A 19,243-nucleotide genomic window follows, 5' to 3' on the forward strand; every position below is an offset into this window, starting at 1 on the left:
CCTCAGCTAACGAGTCGGCGCTGAAACAGTTCGCGGAACACCGGGTAAATGTCGCCGGCAGACACCAGTTGTTGCTGAGCAAAGGTGTCGGCAAACGCCTCGCCGACCTGCTCGTATTCAAACCACAACGCCTGGTGCTCGCGCGGGGTAATTTCCACATAGGTGAAGTACTGCACCAGCGGCATGATCTGCTTCATCAGAATGTCGCGGCAGATGGGCGAGTCGTCGTTCCAGTTGTCACCGTCCGAGGCCTGCGCGGCGTAGATATTCCACTCGCTGGTGGGGTAGCGCTCTTCCATCACTTCCTGCATCAGCTTGAGGGCGCTGGAAACGATGGTGCCGCCGGTTTCGCGGGAGTAGAAAAACTCTTCCTCGTCCACTTCGCGGGCGCTGGTGTGGTGGCGGATAAACACCACTTCGATCTTTTCGTAGTTCCGCTTGAGGAACAGGTAAAGCAGGATGAAAAAACGTTTGGCGATGTCTTTGGTCGCCTGAGTCATGGAGCCGGAAACGTCCATCAAGCAGAACATCACCGCCTTTGAGCTGGGGTTGGGTTGCTTGACCAGCAGGTTGTATTTCAGGTCGAAGGTGTCGAGAAATGGCACCTTTTTAATGCGCGCGCGCAGCAGGACGATTTCCGCTTCCTTGGCTTGAATGTCGGCGAAATTATCGGGTTCGTCGGCTTTCAGACGCTCAAGTTCGGCAATCGCTGCATGCAGTTTGGCGCGGCTGCTGCCGGATAACGCGATGCGTCGGGCATGGGCGGAACGCAACGTGCGCACGATGTTGATGCGTGACGGATTGCCTTCATTGCTGACCCCGGCGCGCACGGTTTTGAAGGTGTCGGTGCCGGTGAGCTGACGCTTCACCAGGTTCGGCAATTCCAGGTCTTCGAACATGAAGTCGAGAAATTCTTCCTGGGTAATCTGGAAGACAAACTCGTCCATGCCTTCGCCAGAATTGCTCGCCTTGCCCGCACCTTTGCCGCCTCCACCGCCTTGCGGACGGGGAATACGTTCACCGGCGGTGAACTCTTTGTTGCCGGGATGCACTTGGGTCTGTTTGCCGCCGCGACCGTGATGAAGCAGCGGTTCGTCGATGTCGCGGCCGGGAATGCTGATTTGCTCGCCGTGCTCCATATCGGTAATAGAACGGCGGCTCACTGCCTCTTCAACGGCCTTTTTGATGTGGTCGCGGTAACGCCGCAGGAAACGCTGGCGGTTTACCGTGCTTTTGTTCTTGCCGTTTAAACGGCGGTCGATCACATAGCTCATGGACGCTCCTCAGAACCCCCAGGCCTGCTGCGCTCGCCACGGCGAGCACCGTAGCGAGCAGACCCGAAGCGGCTCATATGGCCTGCTGGAACAGACCGTGCGGCGACGACGTCGGACGAAGCCGACGTAGCAGGTTACTGCGACTTACGAACCCGCAGGTACCATTCAGACAGCAGGCGTACCTGCTTGTCGGTGTAGCCGCGCTCGACCATCCGCGAGACAAAATCGTTGTGTTTCTGTTGGTCCTCCTTGCTGGCCTTGGCGTTGAAGCTGATGACCGGCAGCAGGTCTTCGGTGTTGGAAAACATTTTCTTCTCGATCACTACGCGCAGCTTCTCGTAGCTGAGCCAGGTCGGGTTTTTGCCGTTGTTGTTGGCCCGGGCACGCAGCACGAAGTTGACGATCTCGTTGCGGAAATCCTTTGGATTGCTGATGCCGGCCGGCTTCTCGATTTTTTCCAGCTCTTCGTTGAGCGCCACGCGGTTGAGGATTTCGCCAGTTTCCGGGTCGCGGTATTCCTGATCCTGAATCCAGAAATCGGCGTACAGCACGTAGCGATCGAAGATGTTTTGGCCGTACTCGCTGTAGGACTCGAGGTAGGCAGTCTGAATTTCCTTGCCGATAAACTCGATGTAACGCGGCGCCAGGTATTCCTTGATGTAGCGCAGGTAGCGTTCGCGTACCTCAGCCGGGAATTGTTCCTGCTCGATCTGCTGCTCCAACACATAGAGCAGGTGCACCGGGTTGGCGGCAATCTCGTGCGGGTCGAAGTTGAATACCTTGGACAGAATCTTGAAGGCGAAGCGAGTCGAGAGGCCGTTCATGCCTTCGTCCACGCCAGCGCTGTCGCGGTATTCCTGAATCGACTTAGCTTTGGGGTCGGTGTCCTTGAGGTTTTCGCCGTCGTACACGCGCATTTTCGAGTACACATTAGAGTTGTCCGGCTCTTTCAGGCGCGACAGCACCGAGAACTGCGCCAGCATTTTCAGCGTGTCGGGCGCGCAATGGGCTTTGGCGAGGGAGCTGTTGAACAGCAGCTTGTCGTAGATCTTGATCTCATCGCTGACGCGCAGGCAGTACGGCACCTTCACGATGTAGATCCGGTCGATGAACGCCTCGTTGTTCTTGTTGTTGCGGAAGCTGTGCCACTCCGATTCGTTGGAGTGAGCGAGCAACACGCCCATAAACGGAATGGCGCCGAGGCCTTCGGTACTGTTGTAGTTACCTTCCTGCGTGGCGGTGAGCAATGGGTGCAAGACCTTGATCGGCGCCTTGAACATTTCGACGAATTCCATCATCCCCTGGTTGGCGCGGCACAGCGCCCCGGAGTAGCTGTACGCGTCGGCGTCGTTCTGTGGGAATTCTTCTAGCTTGCGAATATCGACCTTACCGACCAGGGCGGAAATGTCCTGGTTGTTGTCGTCACCCGGCTCGGTTTTCGCCACCGCGATCTGGTTGAGGATCGACGGGTAGAGCTTCACCACGCGGAATTGGCTGATGTCGCCGCCGAATTCGGCCAGGCGCTTGGTGGCCCACGGCGACATGATGGTGCTCAGGTAGCGCCGTGGAATACCGAAGTCTTCTTCGAGAATGGTGCCGTCTTCAGCCGGGTTGAACAGCCCCAGCGGCGACTCGAACACCGGCGAGCCTTTGATGGCATAGAAGGGCACCTTCTCCATCAGCTGTTTGAGCTTTTCCGCCAGCGATGACTTACCGCCGCCAACCGGACCGAGGAGATAGAGGATTTGTTTCTTCTCTTCCAGGCCCTGAGCGGCATGGCGGAAGTAGGACACGATCTGGTCGATGCACTCTTCCATGCCGTGAAAATCTTCAAAGGCGGGATACCGACGTATCACCTTGTTGGAGAAGATTCGCGACAGCCTGGAGTTGTGCGAGGTGTCGATCAGTTCCGGCTCACCTATGGCCATCAGTAGGCGCTCGGCCGCTGTGGCGTAGGCGCTTTTGTCCTGCTTGCACAGGTCGAGGTACTCCTGAAGGGAATACTCCTCCTGGCGAGTCGCTTCGAAGCGTTGCTGGAAGTGGCTGAAAATACTCATGACGTCACCTCGCTTGATGGTCGAGCCGGGCGGGATCGGTCGAGCGGGTGCTGGCAATCTGCCGACGAGTCGGCAAATGAGATTCCCCCAGAACACCTAAAGGTCGCTGCCGATAGCCCCGGAAGCCGGTGTGCCGGCTCTCCCCTGTATGGATGGCCTGAGGTAAGGATAGTTCGTAATTGAAGAGGTCAAGGACCGACAAACAATAAGGATGTGTCGGTCTTTGTTACAGGAAGGCGAGAAGCCAGACGGGGCGCGGGCTAGACGGGTCGGAAAAAAATTATTCCGCAGGCTCGCTGGCAGTCTCGCCAGGGAAGGTGGCGCGCCACAGTTCGAAGCCGCCGTCGAGGCTGTAGACCTCGGAAAAGCCCTGGCTGACCAGGTAGGCGGCGGCACTCTGGCTGGAGTTGCCGTGGTAGCAGGAGACGATCAACGGGGCGTCGAGGTCGGCCTGCGTGATGAAGTCGTGCAGCGAGTGGTTGTCCAGATGGCGCGAGCCGCTGATGTGGCCCATGGCAAAGCTTTGCGGATCGCGAACATCCACGACCACCGCGCCGCTTTCACGCAGTGCCTGTGCCTGTTCGGGGGGGATGCGTTTGAACTCGCTCATACGGGGGTCTCCTTGCAGTCGCAGCTGTGGCGTTCGCCGCTGTCGACGTTGAGTAGGGTCATGGCATTGCCCCAGACACAGCCGGTGTCCAGCGCGGTAACGCCCGGTTCATTGCAGCGTCCTTCGAGTGCGGCCCAATGGCCGAAAATAATTTTCTGCCCGGCCGTCTTCCGTTGCTTATGGCTGAACCAGGGCTGGAAGCCCGGCGGCGCGCTGCCAACGCCCTCTTTGCTTTTCAGGTCGAGGGTGCCATCGGCTTTACAGAAACGCATGCGGGTGAAGTAGTTGGTGATTACCCGCAGGCGCGTGACGCCCTTGAGGTCGCTGTCCCAACGTGCCGGCTCATTGCCGTACATGCCGTCCAGAAAGGGCAGGAAACGCGTGTCGTCGCGCAACGCCTCTTCCACTTCAGCCGCGCAGCGCAGGGCTTTTTTGAGCGTCCACTGCGGCGGGATGCCGGCGTGCACCATGGCGATGTCACGGTCGACGTCGTAGTGCACGAGCTTTTGCTGGCGCAGCCAGTCGAGCAATTCTGCGCGGTCGGGCGCCTCGAGAATCTCGCTCAGGGTGTCGCCTTTTTTCATGCGCTCAATGTTGTTCGCCACCGCCAGCAAGTGCAGGTCGTGATTGCCCAGCACGCACACCAGCGATGCACGCATGGCGTAGAGATAACGCAAGGTTTCCAGCGATTGCGGGCCACGATTGACCAAGTCGCCCACCAGCCACAGGCGGTCGGTGGCAGCGTCGAAGGCTACCCGGTCGAGCAGGCATTTCAGCGGATCCAGGCAACCTTGCAGGTCGCCAACGGCGTACACCGCCATCAGTGCAGAGCCCCCGGCACGGCCAGGCGGAACGGCGCGATGATGGCGTCGAAGCGCTTGCCGTCTTCGGCCTGCATTTGATAGCTGCCCTGCATGTTGCCCACCCGCGTGGCCATTAACGTGCCGCTGCTGTAGGTGTGGCTGCCACCGGCCTCAATGGTCGGCTGCTGGCCGATCACGCCGGGGCCGCGCACTTCTTGCACGCGGCCGTCGCCGTCGGTGATCAGCCAGTGACGCGAAAGCAACTTGGCGGGTAGCTCGCCGTTGTTGCGGATGGTCACCGTGTACGCGAAAGCAAAACGGTTCTGGTCCGGCTGCGATTGCTCCGGGAGGTAACGGGTCACGACATTGACGTCGATCTGATAACGGGCATCGGACATACAAATGGCTCGGTTAGCGAACTGCTGAATAACGAGTTTAGTGCGCGGGCGCAGCAATTGTCTGCTCGTGCAGTTTGTCGGCCAGGCGCACGAAGGCGGCCAGGTCGAGCTGCTCGGGGCGCAGGCTGCCGTCAACCTGCGCGGCTTCGATGGCCTCGCTAGTGAGCAGGGCTTTAAGCGTATTGCGCAGGGTTTTGCGGCGCTGGTTGAACGCCTCGCGCACCACGCGCTCAAGCAAGCGGTGATCTTTGGCCGGGTGGGGCAAGGTGGCGTGGGGCACCAGCCGGACGATGGCCGAGTCCACTTTCGGCGCCGGGTTGAACGCGCCCGAACCAACGTTGAACAGGTGCTCCACGTCGCAGTGGTACTGCACCATGATCGACAGCCGGCCCCAATCGCCACCGCCCGGCGTCGCGGCCAGGCGCTCGACCACCTCCTTTTGCAGCATGAAGTGCATATCGCGAATCAGGCTGGCGTTGTCGAGCAGGTGAAAAATCAGCGGCGTGGAAATGTTGTACGGCAGGTTGCCGACCACGCGCAGGCTGTTGGGCGCCGGGTTGAGGCTGGTGAAGTCAAACTTCAACGCGTCGCCCTGGTGCAGGCTGAAGTTGGGGTTGCTCTCGAACTTGCTCTTGAGGATCGGGATCAAGTCGAGGTCCAACTCTACGACGTCCAACGTGCCGCCACTGGACAGCAGGCCTTCGGTCAGCGCGCCCTGACCCGGACCGATTTCCAGCAGGTGCTCACCGGGGCGGGCATGAATGGCGCGCAGAATGCGGTGAATAACCCCGGCATCGTGCAGAAAGTTCTGGCCGAAGCGCTTACGGGCGCGATGTTGGTAGTGCTCAGTCATAGTGGCTCTGCTGCTAGTGGGGCGGGCGACCTGTCTGCCAGTTAAGGCGCAGGACGCGGCAAAAGAAAGGCCGGCTTACCGGCTTTCGGCCATCTGATAGGCCGTTTCGAGGGCGACCTGCAGGCTGCCGGTGTCGATCTTGCCGGAGCCGGCCAGATCCAGTGCGGTGCCGTGGTCGACCGAAGTGCGGATGATTGGCAGACCAAGGGTCACGTTTACCGCAGCGCCGAAACCTTTGTACTTCAACACCGGCAGACCCTGGTCGTGGTACATCGCCAACACGGCGTCGCAGTGGTCCAGGTGCTTGGGTGTGAATAAGGTATCGGCCGGCAATGGGCCGATAAGGTTCAACCCTTCGGCACGCAAAGCGGCCAACGCCGGTTCGATAATTTCAATTTCTTCGCGCCCCAGGTGGCCGCCTTCGCCCGCGTGAGGGTTGAGGCCGCACACCAGGATACGAGGCGCCGCGATGCCGAACTTGTTCACCAGATCGGCGTGCAGAATGCGCGTCACCCGTGCCATGCGCTCAGGAGTAATGGCGGCTGCCACGTCTTTGAGCGGCAGGTGCGTGGTCACCAGCGCTACCCGCAGGCCGCGCGTGGCGAGCATCATCACCACTTGTTCGGTGTGGGTCAGGTCGGCGAGAAACTCGGTGTGGCCGGAGAAGGCGATTCCCGCTTCGTTGATCACACCCTTGTGCACCGGCGCCGTAATCATGCCGGCGAAATCGCCGTTCAGGCAGCCAGTGCCGGCGCGCGTCAGGGTTTCCAAGACGTAAGCGGCGTTGCGCGAGTCGAGCTTACCGGCCGTTACGGCGCTGCGTAGCGGCGTGTCCCACACGTACAGGGTGCCGGCAGGTGCGGGGGCGTCGGGCCAGGCGTCGGGTGTTACCGCAACCACCTGAACCGCCACGCCCAATTGCGCGGCCCGTTCAGTGAGCAGGTCGCGGCTGGCGATGGCGATCAAGGGACAAGGCTGGGCGTGCTGCGCGAGCAGCAGGCACAGGTCGGGACCTATGCCGGCCGGCTCGCCGGGAGTTAGAGCGAAGCGCGGTAGGGTCACAGTTTGACTTCTACGTATGCCTCGTCGCGAATCTGGCGCAACCAGGCTTGCAGCTCTTCGTCGTATTTACGGTTGCGCAGGGCGTTGAGGGCCTGCTGCTTGCGGAACTCGTCGCTGCTGTCGGTGGCGCGACGGCCAAGCACTTGCAGAACGTGCCAGCCGTACGGGCTTTTGAACGGTTTGGACACTTCGCCGCTGGCGGTGTTGGCCATCACGCGCTGGAACTCGGGCACCAGGGTGCTTGGATCAATCCAGTTGAGGTCGCCGCCGTTGAGTGCCGAACCCGGATCTTCAGAGAAGCTTTTCGCCAGTTCGCCGAAGTCCTCTCCCGCCATGATGCGGTCGTACAGACGCTCGACCAGGCGCTGGGTTTCAGCTTCGGTGCGAATTTCGCTCGGCTTGATCAGGATGTGGCGAACATGCACTTCGTCACGCACCTGGCTGTCGCCGCCGCGTTTTTCCAGCAGCTTGATGATGATGAAGCCGCCGGGGGTGCGCATCGGCTCCGTCACGTCGCCCACCGACAGCGCGCCCACCATGCCGTCGAACGGGGAGGGCAGCTGCGCGGCTTTACGCCAGCCCATGTCGCCGCCTTCCAGCGCCGTTTCACTACCGGAGCTGGAGATAGCCAGTTGGGCGAAGTCGGCGCCTTGCTTCAATTGCTGATAGATAGCGGTGGCTTGTTTGTCAGCGGCCTGAATGGTTTCCGGCGAGGAGCTTTCCGGCACCGGAATCAGGATGTTGGCCAGGTGGTATTCCTGCGAGAGCTGCATTTTGCCGAGGTCGGAGGCGAGGAAGTTCTGCACTTCCTGATCCGTTACCTGAATGCGTTCGGCCACACGGCGCTGGCGCACTCGGCTGATGATCATCTCGCGACGCACTTGCTCACGGGCTTCGTTGAACGACAAACCGTCCTGCGCCAGCGCCGCCTGGAATTGCTCGACACTCATGTTGTTGCGCTGAGCGATGGTGCCGATGGCCTGGTTCAGTTCTTCGTCAGTAATGCGGATGCCCGAGCGATCGCCGATCTGCAATTGCAGGTTTTCGATGATCAGACGCTCCAGCACTTGCTGACTCAGAACGTGCTCAGGCGGCAGTGCCGCGCCGCGCTTGGCGATGGTTTGTTGAACCTCGCGCAAGCGGCCGTCCAGCTGGCTTTGCATGATCACGTCGTTGTCGACGATAGCCACAACCCGGTCAATGGACTGCACTTCGGCGTGTGCCGCGGTACCCAGAAGCATGGCGCCCAGCAGCAGCGGGCGCAGACAATCAATAAGCTTGGTCTTCACGTTGACGATAACCTTGGATGCCTTGGTCGAGGAAACTCTCGACTTTATTGCCGATAACGCCGCCGAGGCCTTTCAGCACGATTTGCAGGAAGATCCCACGGTCGCCGTTGGACTCGCGTTTCAGGTCGAATTCGTCGTACTCAACCCAGTAGCGGTTGATTACACGCAGTTTCCAGCAGCAGTTGTCGTATTCGAAACCGCCAAAGGCTTCCAGCGTACGGCTCTGGTTGTAGTCGAACTGCCAGCGAGCAATGGCGCTCCACTGCGGCACGACCGGCCAGATAACCGAGAAGTCGGACTGATCGATTTTGTACTCGTCGCCGCCCACTTCGAATAACCCGGTTTGCGGGTTGAAGCGCTTGACGTCGTTACGGTAGCGGTAGCCGGCGTTAACAATTTTGCCGGGGTTCGCTTCTGGCTGGTAATGCGCCATCACGTTACCGGAACGGGTTTCGCCAGCGTCCGGATCCCAGTTCAGGTCGGAGCTGACACGCCAGTCACGGTTAATGCGGTATTGACCGGTCAATGCGTACGGCGACACCGAGGCTTCGTCCTTGCCTTCAATACCCGGCAACTGCACTTTGCGGTCTTCGAAGTAGAGGGTCTGGCCGATCGCAACGCTGGCGCGTTCGAAGCCGTTTTCCTCGATAAAGCTGCTGCTGGTGCCCAGCGACAGTTGGTTGGCATCGCCAATACGGTCGCTGCTGGAGAAGCGGTTTTCACGGAACAGCGAGGCATAGCTGAACGGCGTTTCGCTGGTGTCGAAAATCGGAATGTCCGACTGATCGCGATACGGCACGTTCAGGTAATACAGGCGCGGCTCAAGGGTCTGGCGGTAGTTATTGCCAAACAGAGTGGTGTTGCGGTCGAAGTACAGGCCGCTGTCGACGCTGTACAACGGCACGCCACGGTCCTGGCTGCTGCTGTAGTTCTGGCCGGCTACCAGCGTATCTTTACCGCGCTGATCCAGATCCAGGTCGTAGTCGGTGTACAGGTATTTCACTGTCGGCTTGACGTAGCCCCAGTTCCAGTTCAGCGGCAGGCTGGCGCCTGGCTCCAGATGGATGCGGTCGCCAGTGGCCCGTGTTAGGCCACGCAAGTAGCTGTCGGGGCTCTGTTCGGTAAGGTAGTTGTACTCGTCCAGATCACGGTCGAAGCGTACAAACTCGGTGTTGTACGTGAAGTTCACACCGCCCGGTTGGAACGGCAGAACGCCGTCAAACGTCACCTGAGGCAGACGGTCGTACGGGGTCACGTCGGTCACGGTGGCTAGCTGGTACGCGTGCATATTCAGCTTGGCATCGAAGCTGTCGCCACGGTATGTCAGAGCGCCTTGCTGGTTGACGAAGGTCTGGCTACTGACGTCCAGGTCGGTTTCCAGATCCTGAAAGTAGTACGGGTCGCTGATCTTGGTGTAATCGACCGTGCCCAGCAGACGCGAATCAAGGCCGGTCTGGTTTTTCAGGCTGTACAGATAACGTTGATCTTCGTACTTGGGCTCATCCTTGCGCTCGTCGTCGCCGTCATCCAGGTAAGCAGCGCTAACCTGGCCTTCGCTGCTTTCGGTGAGGTAACGGAACTCGCCTTCCATCATCACGCCGCGCTCGGTCATGATGCGTGGATACAAGGTGGCGTCGTAGTTAGGCGCCAAGTTGAAGTAATACGGCGTTACCAGCATCAGGCCGGTATCGCTGGACGAGCCGATGCTCGGCGGCAGGAAGCCGGACTGGCGACGGTCGTCGATCGGGAAATAGATGTACGGGGTGTAGAAGATCGGAATGTCTTTAACCCGCAGGGTCACGTTGGTCGCGGTACCGAAGCCGGTCGCCGGGTTCAAGGTGATGTTGTTGCCCTTCAGGTTCCAAGCGTTGCTGCCTGGTTCGCAGCGGGTGTACGTACCATCCTTGAGGCGGATGATCGAATCTTCCTGGCGCTTGGCATACAGCGCATTACCGCGAACGCTGGACTTGTGCAGCACGTATTCGGCGTTGTCGATTTGCGCTTCGCCGGTATCGAGTTGCAGCTGAGCGTGGTCACCGACCACCAAGGCACCGTTGTCACGCAGACGCACGTTGCCGGTCAGCTCGCCACGGTTTTCAGCTTGCAATAGGCTGGCCTCGTCAGCCTCCACCTGCATGCTGCCCTGACGCATCACCACATCACCGGCCAAGGTCGCCACTTGTTGTTCCTGCTCATAGCGCGAGGCTTTGGCAGACACATAGGTCGGCGCATCTTTCTTGGCGGTTTTGTCGTTCATGCCGGGACGTTCCGGCTCGATGTACGCACCGGAGCAGTACGGGCCGGTTTCGGCCAGTTGCTCAGCGGTGAGCTTGTCGCGCGGAACCCAGTCGAGGTGACTGTAGTCAGCACTGCGAGACTTCAACGCTTTGCCTTTGCTCTCGGTCACCAGCTGAGGCTTGGCCTCGGCTGCAACGGCTTCACCCGAGGCGACCGTGCTGGTCTTCTCGGCCGAGGTGCCGGCCAATGAGCTAACCGCGCCGGCGCTATGCACCGGGCGAGGTGGCAACACGGCAGTGTTCGATTTTGGCGAACATGCCCAACCACCCGTAGCCGACACAGCGCAGTCATACTGCTCAGCGGCGACCACGTATTGCGTGGCAACAGGTTGCAAAGCCAATAGGCTGCCGGTAACCAGCAGAGGGAATTTTTTACGAAACGCGGGGTATTTTACTGCCATCTTGTAGTCCGGGCTTCCTGCGCGCCATCGGCCCGCTAGGACCGCACGCCTCTCGATGGGCTGAAAAAGATGCTGGATAATAAAGCATGACCCGCACAACGGCTAGGGCCGTCGGAGACCCTTGTAATGCTTGATGAAGATGTACGCCTGCAACAGCTGTCCGTGTGGCTCGATGAGCAATTACCCGCCCTGTTTGCCGCGCGCGGCTGGGGCCCGGTTCCGCCTGCAACCCTTACTGCAGCTAGCAGCGACGCCAGTTTTAGGCGCTACTTTCGCTGGCAGGGCGAGGGCCGCACATTCATCGTGATGGACGCCCCGCCGCCTCAGGAAGACTGCCGGCCCTTCGTGAAAATGGCCGGTTTGCTCGCCGAAGCAAAAATAAATGTGCCGGAAATTTTGGCCCAGGACCTCGAGCGCGGCTTTTTGCTGCTGCCTGATCTTGGCCGCCACACTTATCTGGACGTCATAAACGACGACAACGCCGACGCCTTGTTCGCCGACGCGTTGAATGCACTGGTGGCCTTCCAGCAACTGCCGCAGCACACGCCGTTGCCCAGTTACGACCACGCGTTATTGCACCGCGAGCTGCAACTGTTTCCTGACTGGTACGTGCGCCACGAGCTGGGGCTGGAATTCACCGACGCGCAGCTCGCCGCCTGGCAACGCATCTGCACCGTGTTGATCGACAGCGCGTTGGCCCAGCCAAAGGTGCTGGTGCATCGCGACTACATGCCCCGCAATCTGATGCTCAGCGAGCCGAACCCCGGCGTGCTGGATTTTCAGGACGCGGTGTATGGCCCGGTCACCTACGACGTCACCAGCTTGTTCAAAGACGCCTTCCTCAGCTGGCCCGAGCCGCGCGTGCGTGTCTGGTTGCGCCAGTACTGGCAGCAGGCGCAGGCCTTGAACATTCCGGTGCAGCCCGACTTCGAAGACTTTCTACGCGCCAGCGATCTGATGGGCGTGCAGCGGCACCTCAAGGTCATCGGCATTTTCGCGCGCATCTGCCACCGCGACGGCAAGCCGAAATACCTCGGCGACGTGCCGCGGTTCTTCTCCTATATAGAAGCGGTGCTCGCGCGTCGGCCGGAACTGGCTGAACTCGGCGAGCTGTTTGCCAGCCTGCACGCATCCAAGGCGGTGCCCGCATGAAAGCCATGATTTTGGCGGCCGGCAAAGGCGAGCGCATGCGCCCGCTGACCCTGCATACGCCCAAGCCGCTGATTCCGGTCGCCGGCCAACCCCTGATCGAATACCACCTGCGCGCGCTGGCGGCGGCAGGTTTTCGCGAGGTGGTGATCAACCACGCCTGGCTCGGTCAGCAGATTGAAGACCACCTCGGCGATGGCTCGCAGTTCGGCCTGCGCATCGTCTACTCCCCCGAAGGCGAACCCTTAGAAACCGGTGGCGGCATCCATAAAGCGCTGCCCTTGCTCGGCGATGAGCCGTTCCTGGTAGTGAATGGCGACGTCTGGACCGACTACGACTTTCGCTCCGTTCCCAAGCACATCACCGGCCTGGCTCATCTGGTGATGATCGACAACCCCGCGCACCATCGCGCCGGTGATTTCACGCTGCGCGATGGCCAGCTCAGCGATGCCCAACCCGGCGCCACCACGCTCACCTACAGCGGCATCGCCGTGCTGGCGCCGGCCCTGTTTGCCGGTTGCCAAGCGGGCGCGTTCAAGCTGGCGCCGCTGCTGCGCGAGGCCATGGCCGCAGGGCGTGTGAGCGGCGAGCATTTCCAAGGGCATTGGGTAGACGTCGGCACCCACGAGCGCCTGGCCGAAGTGGAACACCTGCTTGCGGTGGCCGGCTAATGCTCTGGCCAGCGACCGTCGTGGGCGCCACCGCCGGGCTGGCGCTGGCCAGTATTCCGGGCGCTTTGCTGGGCATTTTGCTCGGCCAGGTGGTGGACCGGCGCATGGCCCTGGAAAGCTGGGACGACTTGCGTGGCCGGCTCAAAGGCGCGCGGCCGGTTGGCGTGTCGGACCAAGACCTGCTTTTCGTCCTGCTTGGTCGCCTGGCCAAGAGTGACGGCCAAGTGCTCGAAGTGCACATCCAGCAAGCGCGCGCCGAAATGCAGCGCCTGCAACTCACCGACGGCGAACAGCGCCGCGCCATCGACGCCTTCACCCGCGGCAAAAACGGCCAGGACGGTTTGCGCCTGCCGCTGCGTCGTTTGCGCAGCGAGTTGCGCGCCGCCGAAGAAGTGCTGCGCGCCTGCTGGCGCATGGCTTGGGCCGACGGCCGCGCCACCAGCACCGAGCGCGAGCTGATTGTGCTGTGGGGCAAATGGTTGGGCATAGGGCGCGACGCCGTGGCGGCCCTGGGCGCGGAATTCGAACCGCGCAAAAGCACCAACGTCACCAGCGTGGTCAGCTATGAACAAGCGCTTCGGCTATTGAACGTGGCTCATGGCAGCGATGTGCAAACCATCAAAAACGCCTACCGGCGGCTGCTCAGTCGGCATCATCCGGACAAGCTGGTGGGCGCGGGCGCGAGTCCGGCGAAGGTGCGTGAGGCGACGGAGAAGACGCGGGAACTGCACAGTGCGTATGCGGTGGTTAAGGAGCAGCGAGGGTTTCGGTGAGGGTTATTTGAAGAACGGTTTTTGGTGAGGGTTGCGATAGGTGGCGCGCCGATTTTCTGCACCCGGCGCAACATTCTGGATCCCGAATCGTCGGACCGCCGCCTTCGCGAGAATGACGGAGGTCGCTGCAAAAAACTCCGTCATCCTCGCGAACGCGGGGATCCAGAATTTCGGACCGAAGTGCGGCCTACAGATCAACAAAATCCAACCGTCGCACCAAGCCTAAAAACACAGCCCACCCCCAACAACCCTCAAATCCCCGGCGAAGCCGGCTCAACCGGCTCCGGCACCGCATCCGGTTCCGGCGCACTCGCCGGCGCAGACCGATCCGGCTGTACCGCCCCCGCCTGCACATGCTGGCTCAGCCACCCCTTCACCCGCCGATACAACTGCTCCTGCTCCGTCGCCCGATCGCCCGGCAACGCGCCCATCGCCACTTGGATATACGCCGGATGTTTCTGCCGCTTACCCGCCTGCGCTCGCAGCTTGGCGTTATCTCGGTCCAGCGCCAGGTCGCGGTAGTAAAAGTCGCCGGTGGCCAGTTTCAGCTGTGGCACCAACTCTTCTAATACCGGCGCGAAACCAACCGGTTTCTCCGCCGCGATCAGAATCAAATTGCTCACTTGTTTGGGCTTGTTATCCGCCAGATAACGCGCCGCCCAGTAGCCGCCGCTGCCGTGGCCGAGCAGCACGATGGCCTTGGCTTTTTGTTCCTGGGCAAAGGCGATGGCCGCTTCGATTCGGGCGCTCACGCGGGTGGCGTGGGTGGTGCGCTGTTCTTCGCTGATGCCACTGGGCGGCGGTGTGTTGTCGGCCGGCACGGCTGCGTTTTCTGGTGTGGTGGCCGGCGCGGGTTCGGTGGTTTCGGCGGGTTTGCTGTCGCCTTCGGCCGGTGGTGTGGCTTGCAGTGGGCGCAGCGGCGGCTCGTCGCCTTGAGGGTCGGGCAGGCTCAGGCTCAAGGTGTGCCAGCCAGCGTCCGGCAGTTTTTCCCGCAGCGGCGCCATCGCCAGGGGCCAGTCGGCCGTTTCGCCGTCGCCGGGAATTAAAATCACCACGCCGCTGGGCTCGCCCACGTTGGCCAACTTATACAACGCCAAAAACTGCTCATCGCCGGCCGTGAGCATTTGCTGCTCCTTGGCCGGCACACGTTTGGCCAGGGCGGCGGCATCGTCAACGCTGCGTTCGGCCAGCGGCGCACGTTCCACTGAGGCGGCGGGTTCGCCTTCTTTGCTGGGGGGCGGTTCATCGGCAGCGTGCACGGCGCCACACAGCAGCAGCGAGGCCAAGGCGAGAGCGGGGCGAAGCGACAGCGGCATTGGGCAAGTCCTGAGCGAGAACAATGGGTGCAGCCTAATCGGCAGTCGTGCATTTGTCAGGCGCAGGTTTAGCGGTGCGCCTGTCGGCTGGAGTAAGGTAGGCCGGCTCGTTGTTCCCTCCTGAGGTTTTCGCTGGATGCGCCGCCCGTTGCTACGTTCTGTTTTCTGCGCATTGCTCGCGCTGCTCGGCTTGTTGCCGGGCCTGGCGATGAGCGACGCACCACCCTCGCTGGCGCTGAACAGCGAACAGCAAGCGTGGCTCGAAGCGCATAAACAGCTGCGCGTCGGTGTGGTGCTGCAAGCGCCGTATGCGCAAATGGACCGCCGCCAACAGAAGTTATCCGGCGCCCATATCGACCTGCTGAACGACCTCGCTGCCGCGCTGCACGTCGACCTTATCTGGCAAACCTACCCCGACCAAACCTCCCTCGAAGCCGCCGCCCAGGCGCGCCTCTTCGACATCGCGCCCGGCCAGATGCAAACCCCGGCTGGCCTGCGCCAGTGGCTGTTCACCGACCCCTACATGCGCGTGCCACAGCTGGTGGTGGGCGCACGGGTGGGCGGCGCGGCGGTGGATTTCGAGCAATTGGGGAGCAACGACCCCGTGGCCGTGCGCATGCCAAGCGCGGTGGCCGACTACCTGCGCAGCTCCTATTCCAACCTCAACCTGCAAGGCGCCGACAACGAGCGCCAAGCCCTGCGCAATCTGTTGGCCGAGCGCGTGAAATACGTGGTTATCGACGAAGCCCAGCTCAGTCGTTTATCCGGCGAGGCCGAGTTCGCCGAGCTGGCCGTGGTCGGCGATATCGGCTTTCCGCAATTACTGCGGGTGGCCACCCGCCGCGATTGGCCGCAGCTGTCGGCCATCATCGACACAGCCCTGGCCGGGCTCTCGCCCAAACAGCTCGACCAATTGCACAACCGTTGGGTGCAAATCAAATACCCGCGCCTGAGCGAGTCGCCGGGGTTCTGGCAAAACCTCACCAGCCTGTTCGCCGTGCTGCTGGCGGGCGCCGTGGCTTGCCTGTTCTGGCTGCGTCGGCAAGTGCGCCGCCTTGAGCGTGACCTGCTCAGCGCTCGCCATGCCCTGGACCTGCGCGAAGCCGCTGAAGAAGCGTTGCGCCTGACGCAGTTTTCCATCGACCAAAGTACCGTCGGCATCCTCTGGGTTAACTGGGACAGCCACGTGCGCTACGCCAACCGCGCCGCCGAACAACTGCTCGGCTACCCGGCCGGTGGCGTGGTTGAACTGCCGTTGGCCGCCTTCGACCCGAACCTGCACATGGACCGCTGGCTGGCCCTGTGGAAGCGGGCGCGGGGCGGCGATGGCGAGCCGCTGAGCTTCGAAAGTTCGCTGCTGCGCGCCGATGGCACGACCTTGCCAGCGGATGTGTCCCTAAGCTTTTTGCGTTTTCGCCAAGCCGAATACCTGGTGGTGTACATCACCGACGTCACCGAGCGCCGCCGCGCCCTGGCGGCGTTGCAAGAAAGCCAGGCGCGCCTGCAAGGCATCGCGGCCAACGTGCCGGGCATGGTGTTTCGCCTGGAGCGCGCGCACGTTGGCGCCGAGGTGGAATTCGCCTTTATCAGCGACGGCAGCGAAGGCATGGTCGGCTACCCGGCCGCCGTGTTGCAGGCCTCCGACCGAGGCCTGCGCAGCCTGGTCTACAGCGAAGACAAAACCAGCTACCACGCCACGCAAGACCAAGCCTTCGCCCGCGACCGCGACTGGCACTGGCAAGGCCGCATCCTCACCCGCGACGGCGAGCAGCGCTGGGCCGACATCAAAGCCATTGCCCGGCGCCTGGACGACAACAGCGTGGTCTGGGACGGCATCGCCTGGGACATCACCGACAACAAACGCATTGAACTGGAGCTGGCCGGCTCGCGCGCCCAACTGCGGGAATTGTCCGCCCACCTGGAAAGCGTGCGCGAAGAAGAAAAAGCCCGCATCGCCCGCGAAGTGCACGACGAGCTGGGCCAAGTGCTTACCGTGCTGAAGCTGGAAACGTCGATGTGCGAACTGGCGTATGCCGAGCTCGATCCGGGTTTGCAGGACCGCCTCAACAGCATGAAAAAGCTGATCGCCAACCTCTTCCAGTTGGTGCGTGACGTGGCCACTGCATTGCGCCCGCCGATCCTCGACGCCGGCATCGCTTCGGCCATCGAATGGCAAGCCCAGCGCTTCGAGGCGCGCACGCAAATTCCCTGCATCGTGCAAGTGCCCGACAACCTGCCGGCCCTGGCCGACGCCAAAGCCATCGGCCTGTTTCGCATTCTTCAAGAAGCGCTGACCAACGTGATGCGCCACGCCCAGGCGCATACTGTCGAGCTGCGGCTGGAGCGCGAAGGGGACGATCTGTGTCTGACCGTCGCCGACGATGGCCTCGGCTTTGTCGCCACGCCTGGACGCAGCGCCTCGTTTGGCTTGGTCGGCATGCGCGAGCGTGTGCTGATGCTGGGCGGCACCTTGCGCCTGGACAGCCAGTTGGGCGAGGGCACCACCCTGACCGTGCGCATTCCCCTGGCCGCACGTAACGAGGAGATAGAACCGTGATTCGTGTACTGGTCGCCGAAGACCACACCATCGTGCGAGAAGGCATCAAGCAACTGATCGGCCTGGCCAAAGACCTGTGCGTCGCCGGCGAAGCGAGCAACGGCGAGCAGTTGCTGGAGACCTTGCGGCATACCGAATGCGAAGTGGTGCTGCTCGACATCTCCATGCCCGGCGTCAACGGCCTGGAAGCCATTCCACGCATCCGCGCGCTGAGCAATCCGCCAGCCATTCTGGTGCTCTCGATGCACGACGAGGCACAAATGGCCGCCCGCGCCCTGAAAGCCGGCGCCGCCGGATACGCCACCAAAGACAGCGACCCGGCGCTGCTACTCACCGCCATCCGCCGCGTGGCGGCGGGTGGGCGCTACATCGACCCGGAGCTGGCCGACCGCATGGTGTTTGAGGTCGGCCTGACCGACTCGCGGCCCTTGCACACGCGGCTATCGGAGCGGGAGTTTTCGGTGTTTGAACGGCTCGTACAGGGTGCCAACGTTAACGATATTGCGCAGCAGCTGGCGCTTAGCAACAAGACGATTAGCACGCATAAGGCGCGGCTGATGCAAAAGCTGAATGCGGCGTCGGTGGCGGATCTTGTTAAGTATGCGATGGAGCATAAGTTGGTGTGACTCCTGGTCTTCGTCTTGTGCCGAGCGCAGGCGTGAGCGATGCGGATGGTTTGAAGGCCGGACCGTAGATTTTTGTGCAGTCCAACGTCTCTGTTCGGCTAGCCATTCTGGATCCCCGCGTTCGCGAGGATGACGGATGTAATTTTGTGAATAGGCGTACGTCTGCCAGATCGCGGACGAGAACACGCGATGAGGCGGGCGCAACCGCCCCCGATCAGCGCATCTAGTATTTCTCCCCTCTAACCCCCCACAATCGCGCCCCATAACAACAAGCCGAGCGCACTCAGCATGGAAAAACTCCTAGTCGTCGAAGACGCACCAGAAATCCGCGAGATGGTTTCGCTGTATCTGGTCAACGCCGGCTATGAAGTGCTCAGCACCCCTTCGGGCCATGAATGCATGCGCCTGTTCGAGCGGCATCAGCCCGCCGCTGTCATCCTCGATATCGGCCTGCCCGATATCGACGGCCTCACCGTCGCCGCCCAGCTGCGCAGTAAGAGCCCGCAAATCGGCATCATCCTGGTCACCGTGCGTGACGACGATTTCGACCGCGTGGCCGGTCTCGAAACCGGCGCCGATTGCTACATCACCAAGCCCGTCAATCTGCGTGTGTTGCTCGCGCAAATTCGCAGTCTGTTGCGTCGCCGCCAGGGCGATAAGACGGATCAAGATGTGCTGCTCGGTACCTACAAAGTGGATTTGCTGCGCCGCCGAATCAGCGACGAGGAGGGCAGCGATGTGTCGCTGACGGCGGGCGAATTCGCCTTGCTGGTGGGGTTGATCGAGCGGCGCGGCAAGCCGGTCAATCGCAACGATTTGCTCGCCTGTTTGCGCCATGGTCTTGAGAGTGAAGACTCCGGGGATTTGCGCACCGTCGACACGCTGGTGGCCCGGCTGCGGCGCAAACTCGAGCTCAATTCCAACCGCCCGCAACTGATCCAGACCGTCTACGGCCGGGGTTACAAGCTTGCGGTGCAAGGCGAGATGTCAAACTGATGGCGCCTGGCTACTGACAGCTGTCAACGGTTGTTCACAAGCATGAACGACCACGACTAGTTCACGTTTGACCGCCCGGCCGACAATGCCTGTTGTGGAAAGTTCCCGACA

General features: G+C 61.5%; 16 protein-coding genes. 6 read left to right on the forward strand and 10 right to left on the reverse strand.

Going from position 1 to position 19,243, the window contains the following annotated elements:
* Nucleotides 1-2: 2 nt before the first annotated feature.
* The 9 genes from ACZZ0Q_RS01235 to ACZZ0Q_RS01275 all read right to left on the reverse strand — a co-directional run bounded on the left by ACZZ0Q_RS01235 (nucleotide 3) and on the right by ACZZ0Q_RS01275 (nucleotide 11,044).
* Nucleotides 3-1,274: a YeaH/YhbH family protein gene (locus ACZZ0Q_RS01235; protein ID WP_463540363.1), complete on the reverse strand. Its 1,272-nt coding sequence runs from the start codon at nucleotides 1,272-1,274 to the stop codon at nucleotides 3-5.
* A 134-nt stretch (nucleotides 1,275-1,408) separates the two neighbouring features.
* Nucleotides 1,409-3,331 (reverse strand): PrkA family serine protein kinase, encoded by a 1,923-nt coding sequence (locus ACZZ0Q_RS01240; RefSeq protein WP_122451616.1) that lies wholly within the window; start codon nucleotides 3,329-3,331, stop codon nucleotides 1,409-1,411.
* Nucleotides 3,332-3,611: 280 nt separating this feature from the next.
* A complete protein-coding gene (gene glpE, locus ACZZ0Q_RS01245) occupies nucleotides 3,612-3,941 on the reverse strand; it encodes a thiosulfate sulfurtransferase GlpE (RefSeq protein ID WP_463384086.1) in 330 nt (109 codons plus the stop codon).
* The gene (locus ACZZ0Q_RS01250) at nucleotides 3,938-4,762 is read right to left on the reverse strand and encodes a symmetrical bis(5'-nucleosyl)-tetraphosphatase (protein ID WP_463540362.1); all 825 of its coding nucleotides are present in this window, start codon (nucleotides 4,760-4,762) and stop codon (nucleotides 3,938-3,940) included. Before ACZZ0Q_RS01250 ends, glpE begins: the two co-directional genes overlap by 4 nt.
* A complete protein-coding gene (gene apaG / locus ACZZ0Q_RS01255; protein WP_463384084.1) occupies nucleotides 4,762-5,142 on the reverse strand; it encodes a Co2+/Mg2+ efflux protein ApaG in 381 nt (126 codons plus the stop codon). The genes ACZZ0Q_RS01250 and apaG overlap by 1 nt, the downstream gene beginning before the upstream one ends.
* A 37-nt stretch (nucleotides 5,143-5,179) precedes the next feature.
* Nucleotides 5,180-5,995, reverse strand: a complete 816-nt coding sequence (gene rsmA / locus ACZZ0Q_RS01260) for a 16S rRNA (adenine(1518)-N(6)/adenine(1519)-N(6))-dimethyltransferase RsmA (RefSeq protein WP_463540361.1) — start codon at nucleotides 5,993-5,995, stop codon at nucleotides 5,180-5,182.
* Nucleotides 5,996-6,070: 75 nt separating this feature from the next.
* Nucleotides 6,071-7,057 (reverse strand): 4-hydroxythreonine-4-phosphate dehydrogenase PdxA, encoded by a 987-nt coding sequence (pdxA, locus tag ACZZ0Q_RS01265; protein ID WP_463540360.1) that lies wholly within the window; start codon nucleotides 7,055-7,057, stop codon nucleotides 6,071-6,073.
* Nucleotides 7,054-8,346: a peptidylprolyl isomerase gene (locus ACZZ0Q_RS01270; protein WP_463540359.1), complete on the reverse strand. Its 1,293-nt coding sequence runs from the start codon at nucleotides 8,344-8,346 to the stop codon at nucleotides 7,054-7,056. Before ACZZ0Q_RS01270 ends, pdxA begins: the two co-directional genes overlap by 4 nt.
* Complete coding sequence (locus ACZZ0Q_RS01275) at nucleotides 8,327-11,044, reverse strand: LPS-assembly protein LptD (RefSeq protein ID WP_463560217.1); 2,718 nt, start codon at nucleotides 11,042-11,044, stop codon at nucleotides 8,327-8,329. The genes ACZZ0Q_RS01270 and ACZZ0Q_RS01275 overlap by 20 nt, the downstream gene beginning before the upstream one ends.
* A 126-nt stretch (nucleotides 11,045-11,170) precedes the next feature.
* On the opposite strand from ACZZ0Q_RS01275, the gene ACZZ0Q_RS01280 reads away from it, so the two are divergent.
* From ACZZ0Q_RS01280 to ACZZ0Q_RS01290, 3 genes are read left to right on the forward strand one after another with little or no spacing between them, the layout of a single operon-like run.
* Nucleotides 11,171-12,196, forward strand: a complete 1,026-nt coding sequence (locus tag ACZZ0Q_RS01280) for an aminoglycoside phosphotransferase family protein (protein WP_463540358.1) — start codon at nucleotides 11,171-11,173, stop codon at nucleotides 12,194-12,196.
* Nucleotides 12,193-12,864 (forward strand): N-acetylmuramate alpha-1-phosphate uridylyltransferase MurU, encoded by a 672-nt coding sequence (murU, locus tag ACZZ0Q_RS01285; RefSeq protein ID WP_463540357.1) that lies wholly within the window; start codon nucleotides 12,193-12,195, stop codon nucleotides 12,862-12,864. Before ACZZ0Q_RS01280 ends, murU begins: the two co-directional genes overlap by 4 nt.
* A complete protein-coding gene (locus ACZZ0Q_RS01290; protein ID WP_463384079.1) occupies nucleotides 12,864-13,637 on the forward strand; it encodes a TerB family tellurite resistance protein in 774 nt (257 codons plus the stop codon). The genes murU and ACZZ0Q_RS01290 overlap by 1 nt, the downstream gene beginning before the upstream one ends.
* Nucleotides 13,638-13,888: 251 nt before the next feature.
* On the opposite strand, the gene ACZZ0Q_RS01295 is transcribed toward ACZZ0Q_RS01290, so the two are convergent.
* Complete coding sequence (locus ACZZ0Q_RS01295; RefSeq protein WP_463560219.1) at nucleotides 13,889-14,953, reverse strand: alpha/beta hydrolase family protein; 1,065 nt, start codon at nucleotides 14,951-14,953, stop codon at nucleotides 13,889-13,891.
* A 208-nt stretch (nucleotides 14,954-15,161) separates the two neighbouring features.
* On the opposite strand from ACZZ0Q_RS01295, the gene ACZZ0Q_RS01300 reads away from it, so the two are divergent.
* From ACZZ0Q_RS01300 to ACZZ0Q_RS01310, 3 genes are all read left to right on the forward strand, one after another.
* Nucleotides 15,162-17,510, forward strand: a complete 2,349-nt coding sequence (locus ACZZ0Q_RS01300) for a PAS domain-containing sensor histidine kinase (RefSeq protein ID WP_463542257.1) — start codon at nucleotides 15,162-15,164, stop codon at nucleotides 17,508-17,510.
* Nucleotides 17,507-18,136, forward strand: a complete 630-nt coding sequence (locus ACZZ0Q_RS01305; RefSeq protein ID WP_122491976.1) for a response regulator transcription factor — start codon at nucleotides 17,507-17,509, stop codon at nucleotides 18,134-18,136. Before ACZZ0Q_RS01300 ends, ACZZ0Q_RS01305 begins: the two co-directional genes overlap by 4 nt.
* A 288-nt stretch (nucleotides 18,137-18,424) precedes the next feature.
* A complete protein-coding gene (locus ACZZ0Q_RS01310) occupies nucleotides 18,425-19,132 on the forward strand; it encodes a response regulator transcription factor (protein ID WP_122491974.1) in 708 nt (235 codons plus the stop codon).
* The last annotated feature ends 111 nt before the right edge of the window (nucleotides 19,133-19,243 follow it).

Source organism: Pseudomonas sp. AC070 (assembly GCF_979258635.1).

What these genes read in the sequence shown, in the direction of transcription:
- ACZZ0Q_RS01235 (WP_463540363.1), bottom strand. Translation starts at nt 1,274, where the DNA reads ATGAGCTATGTGATCGACCGCCGTTTAAACGGCAAGAACAAAAGCACG.
- ACZZ0Q_RS01240 (WP_122451616.1), bottom strand. Translation starts at nt 3,331, where the DNA reads ATGAGTATTTTCAGCCACTTCCAGCAACGCTTCGAAGCGACTCGCCAG.
- glpE (WP_463384086.1), bottom strand. Translation starts at nt 3,941, where the DNA reads ATGAGCGAGTTCAAACGCATCCCCCCCGAACAGGCACAGGCACTGCGT.
- ACZZ0Q_RS01250 (WP_463540362.1), bottom strand. Translation starts at nt 4,762, where the DNA reads ATGGCGGTGTACGCCGTTGGCGACCTGCAAGGTTGCCTGGATCCGCTG.
- apaG (WP_463384084.1), bottom strand. Translation starts at nt 5,142, where the DNA reads ATGTCCGATGCCCGTTATCAGATCGACGTCAATGTCGTGACCCGTTAC.
- rsmA (WP_463540361.1), bottom strand. Translation starts at nt 5,995, where the DNA reads ATGACTGAGCACTACCAACATCGCGCCCGTAAGCGCTTCGGCCAGAAC.
- ACZZ0Q_RS01275 (WP_463560217.1), bottom strand. Translation starts at nt 11,044, where the DNA reads ATGGCAGTAAAATACCCCGCGTTTCGTAAAAAATTCCCTCTGCTGGTT.
- ACZZ0Q_RS01280 (WP_463540358.1), top strand. Translation starts at nt 11,171, where the DNA reads ATGCTTGATGAAGATGTACGCCTGCAACAGCTGTCCGTGTGGCTCGAT.
- murU (WP_463540357.1), top strand. Translation starts at nt 12,193, where the DNA reads ATGAAAGCCATGATTTTGGCGGCCGGCAAAGGCGAGCGCATGCGCCCG.
- ACZZ0Q_RS01290 (WP_463384079.1), top strand. Translation starts at nt 12,864, where the DNA reads ATGCTCTGGCCAGCGACCGTCGTGGGCGCCACCGCCGGGCTGGCGCTG.
- ACZZ0Q_RS01295 (WP_463560219.1), bottom strand. Translation starts at nt 14,953, where the DNA reads ATGCCGCTGTCGCTTCGCCCCGCTCTCGCCTTGGCCTCGCTGCTGCTG.
- ACZZ0Q_RS01300 (WP_463542257.1), top strand. Translation starts at nt 15,162, where the DNA reads ATGAGCGACGCACCACCCTCGCTGGCGCTGAACAGCGAACAGCAAGCG.
- ACZZ0Q_RS01310 (WP_122491974.1), top strand. Translation starts at nt 18,425, where the DNA reads ATGGAAAAACTCCTAGTCGTCGAAGACGCACCAGAAATCCGCGAGATG.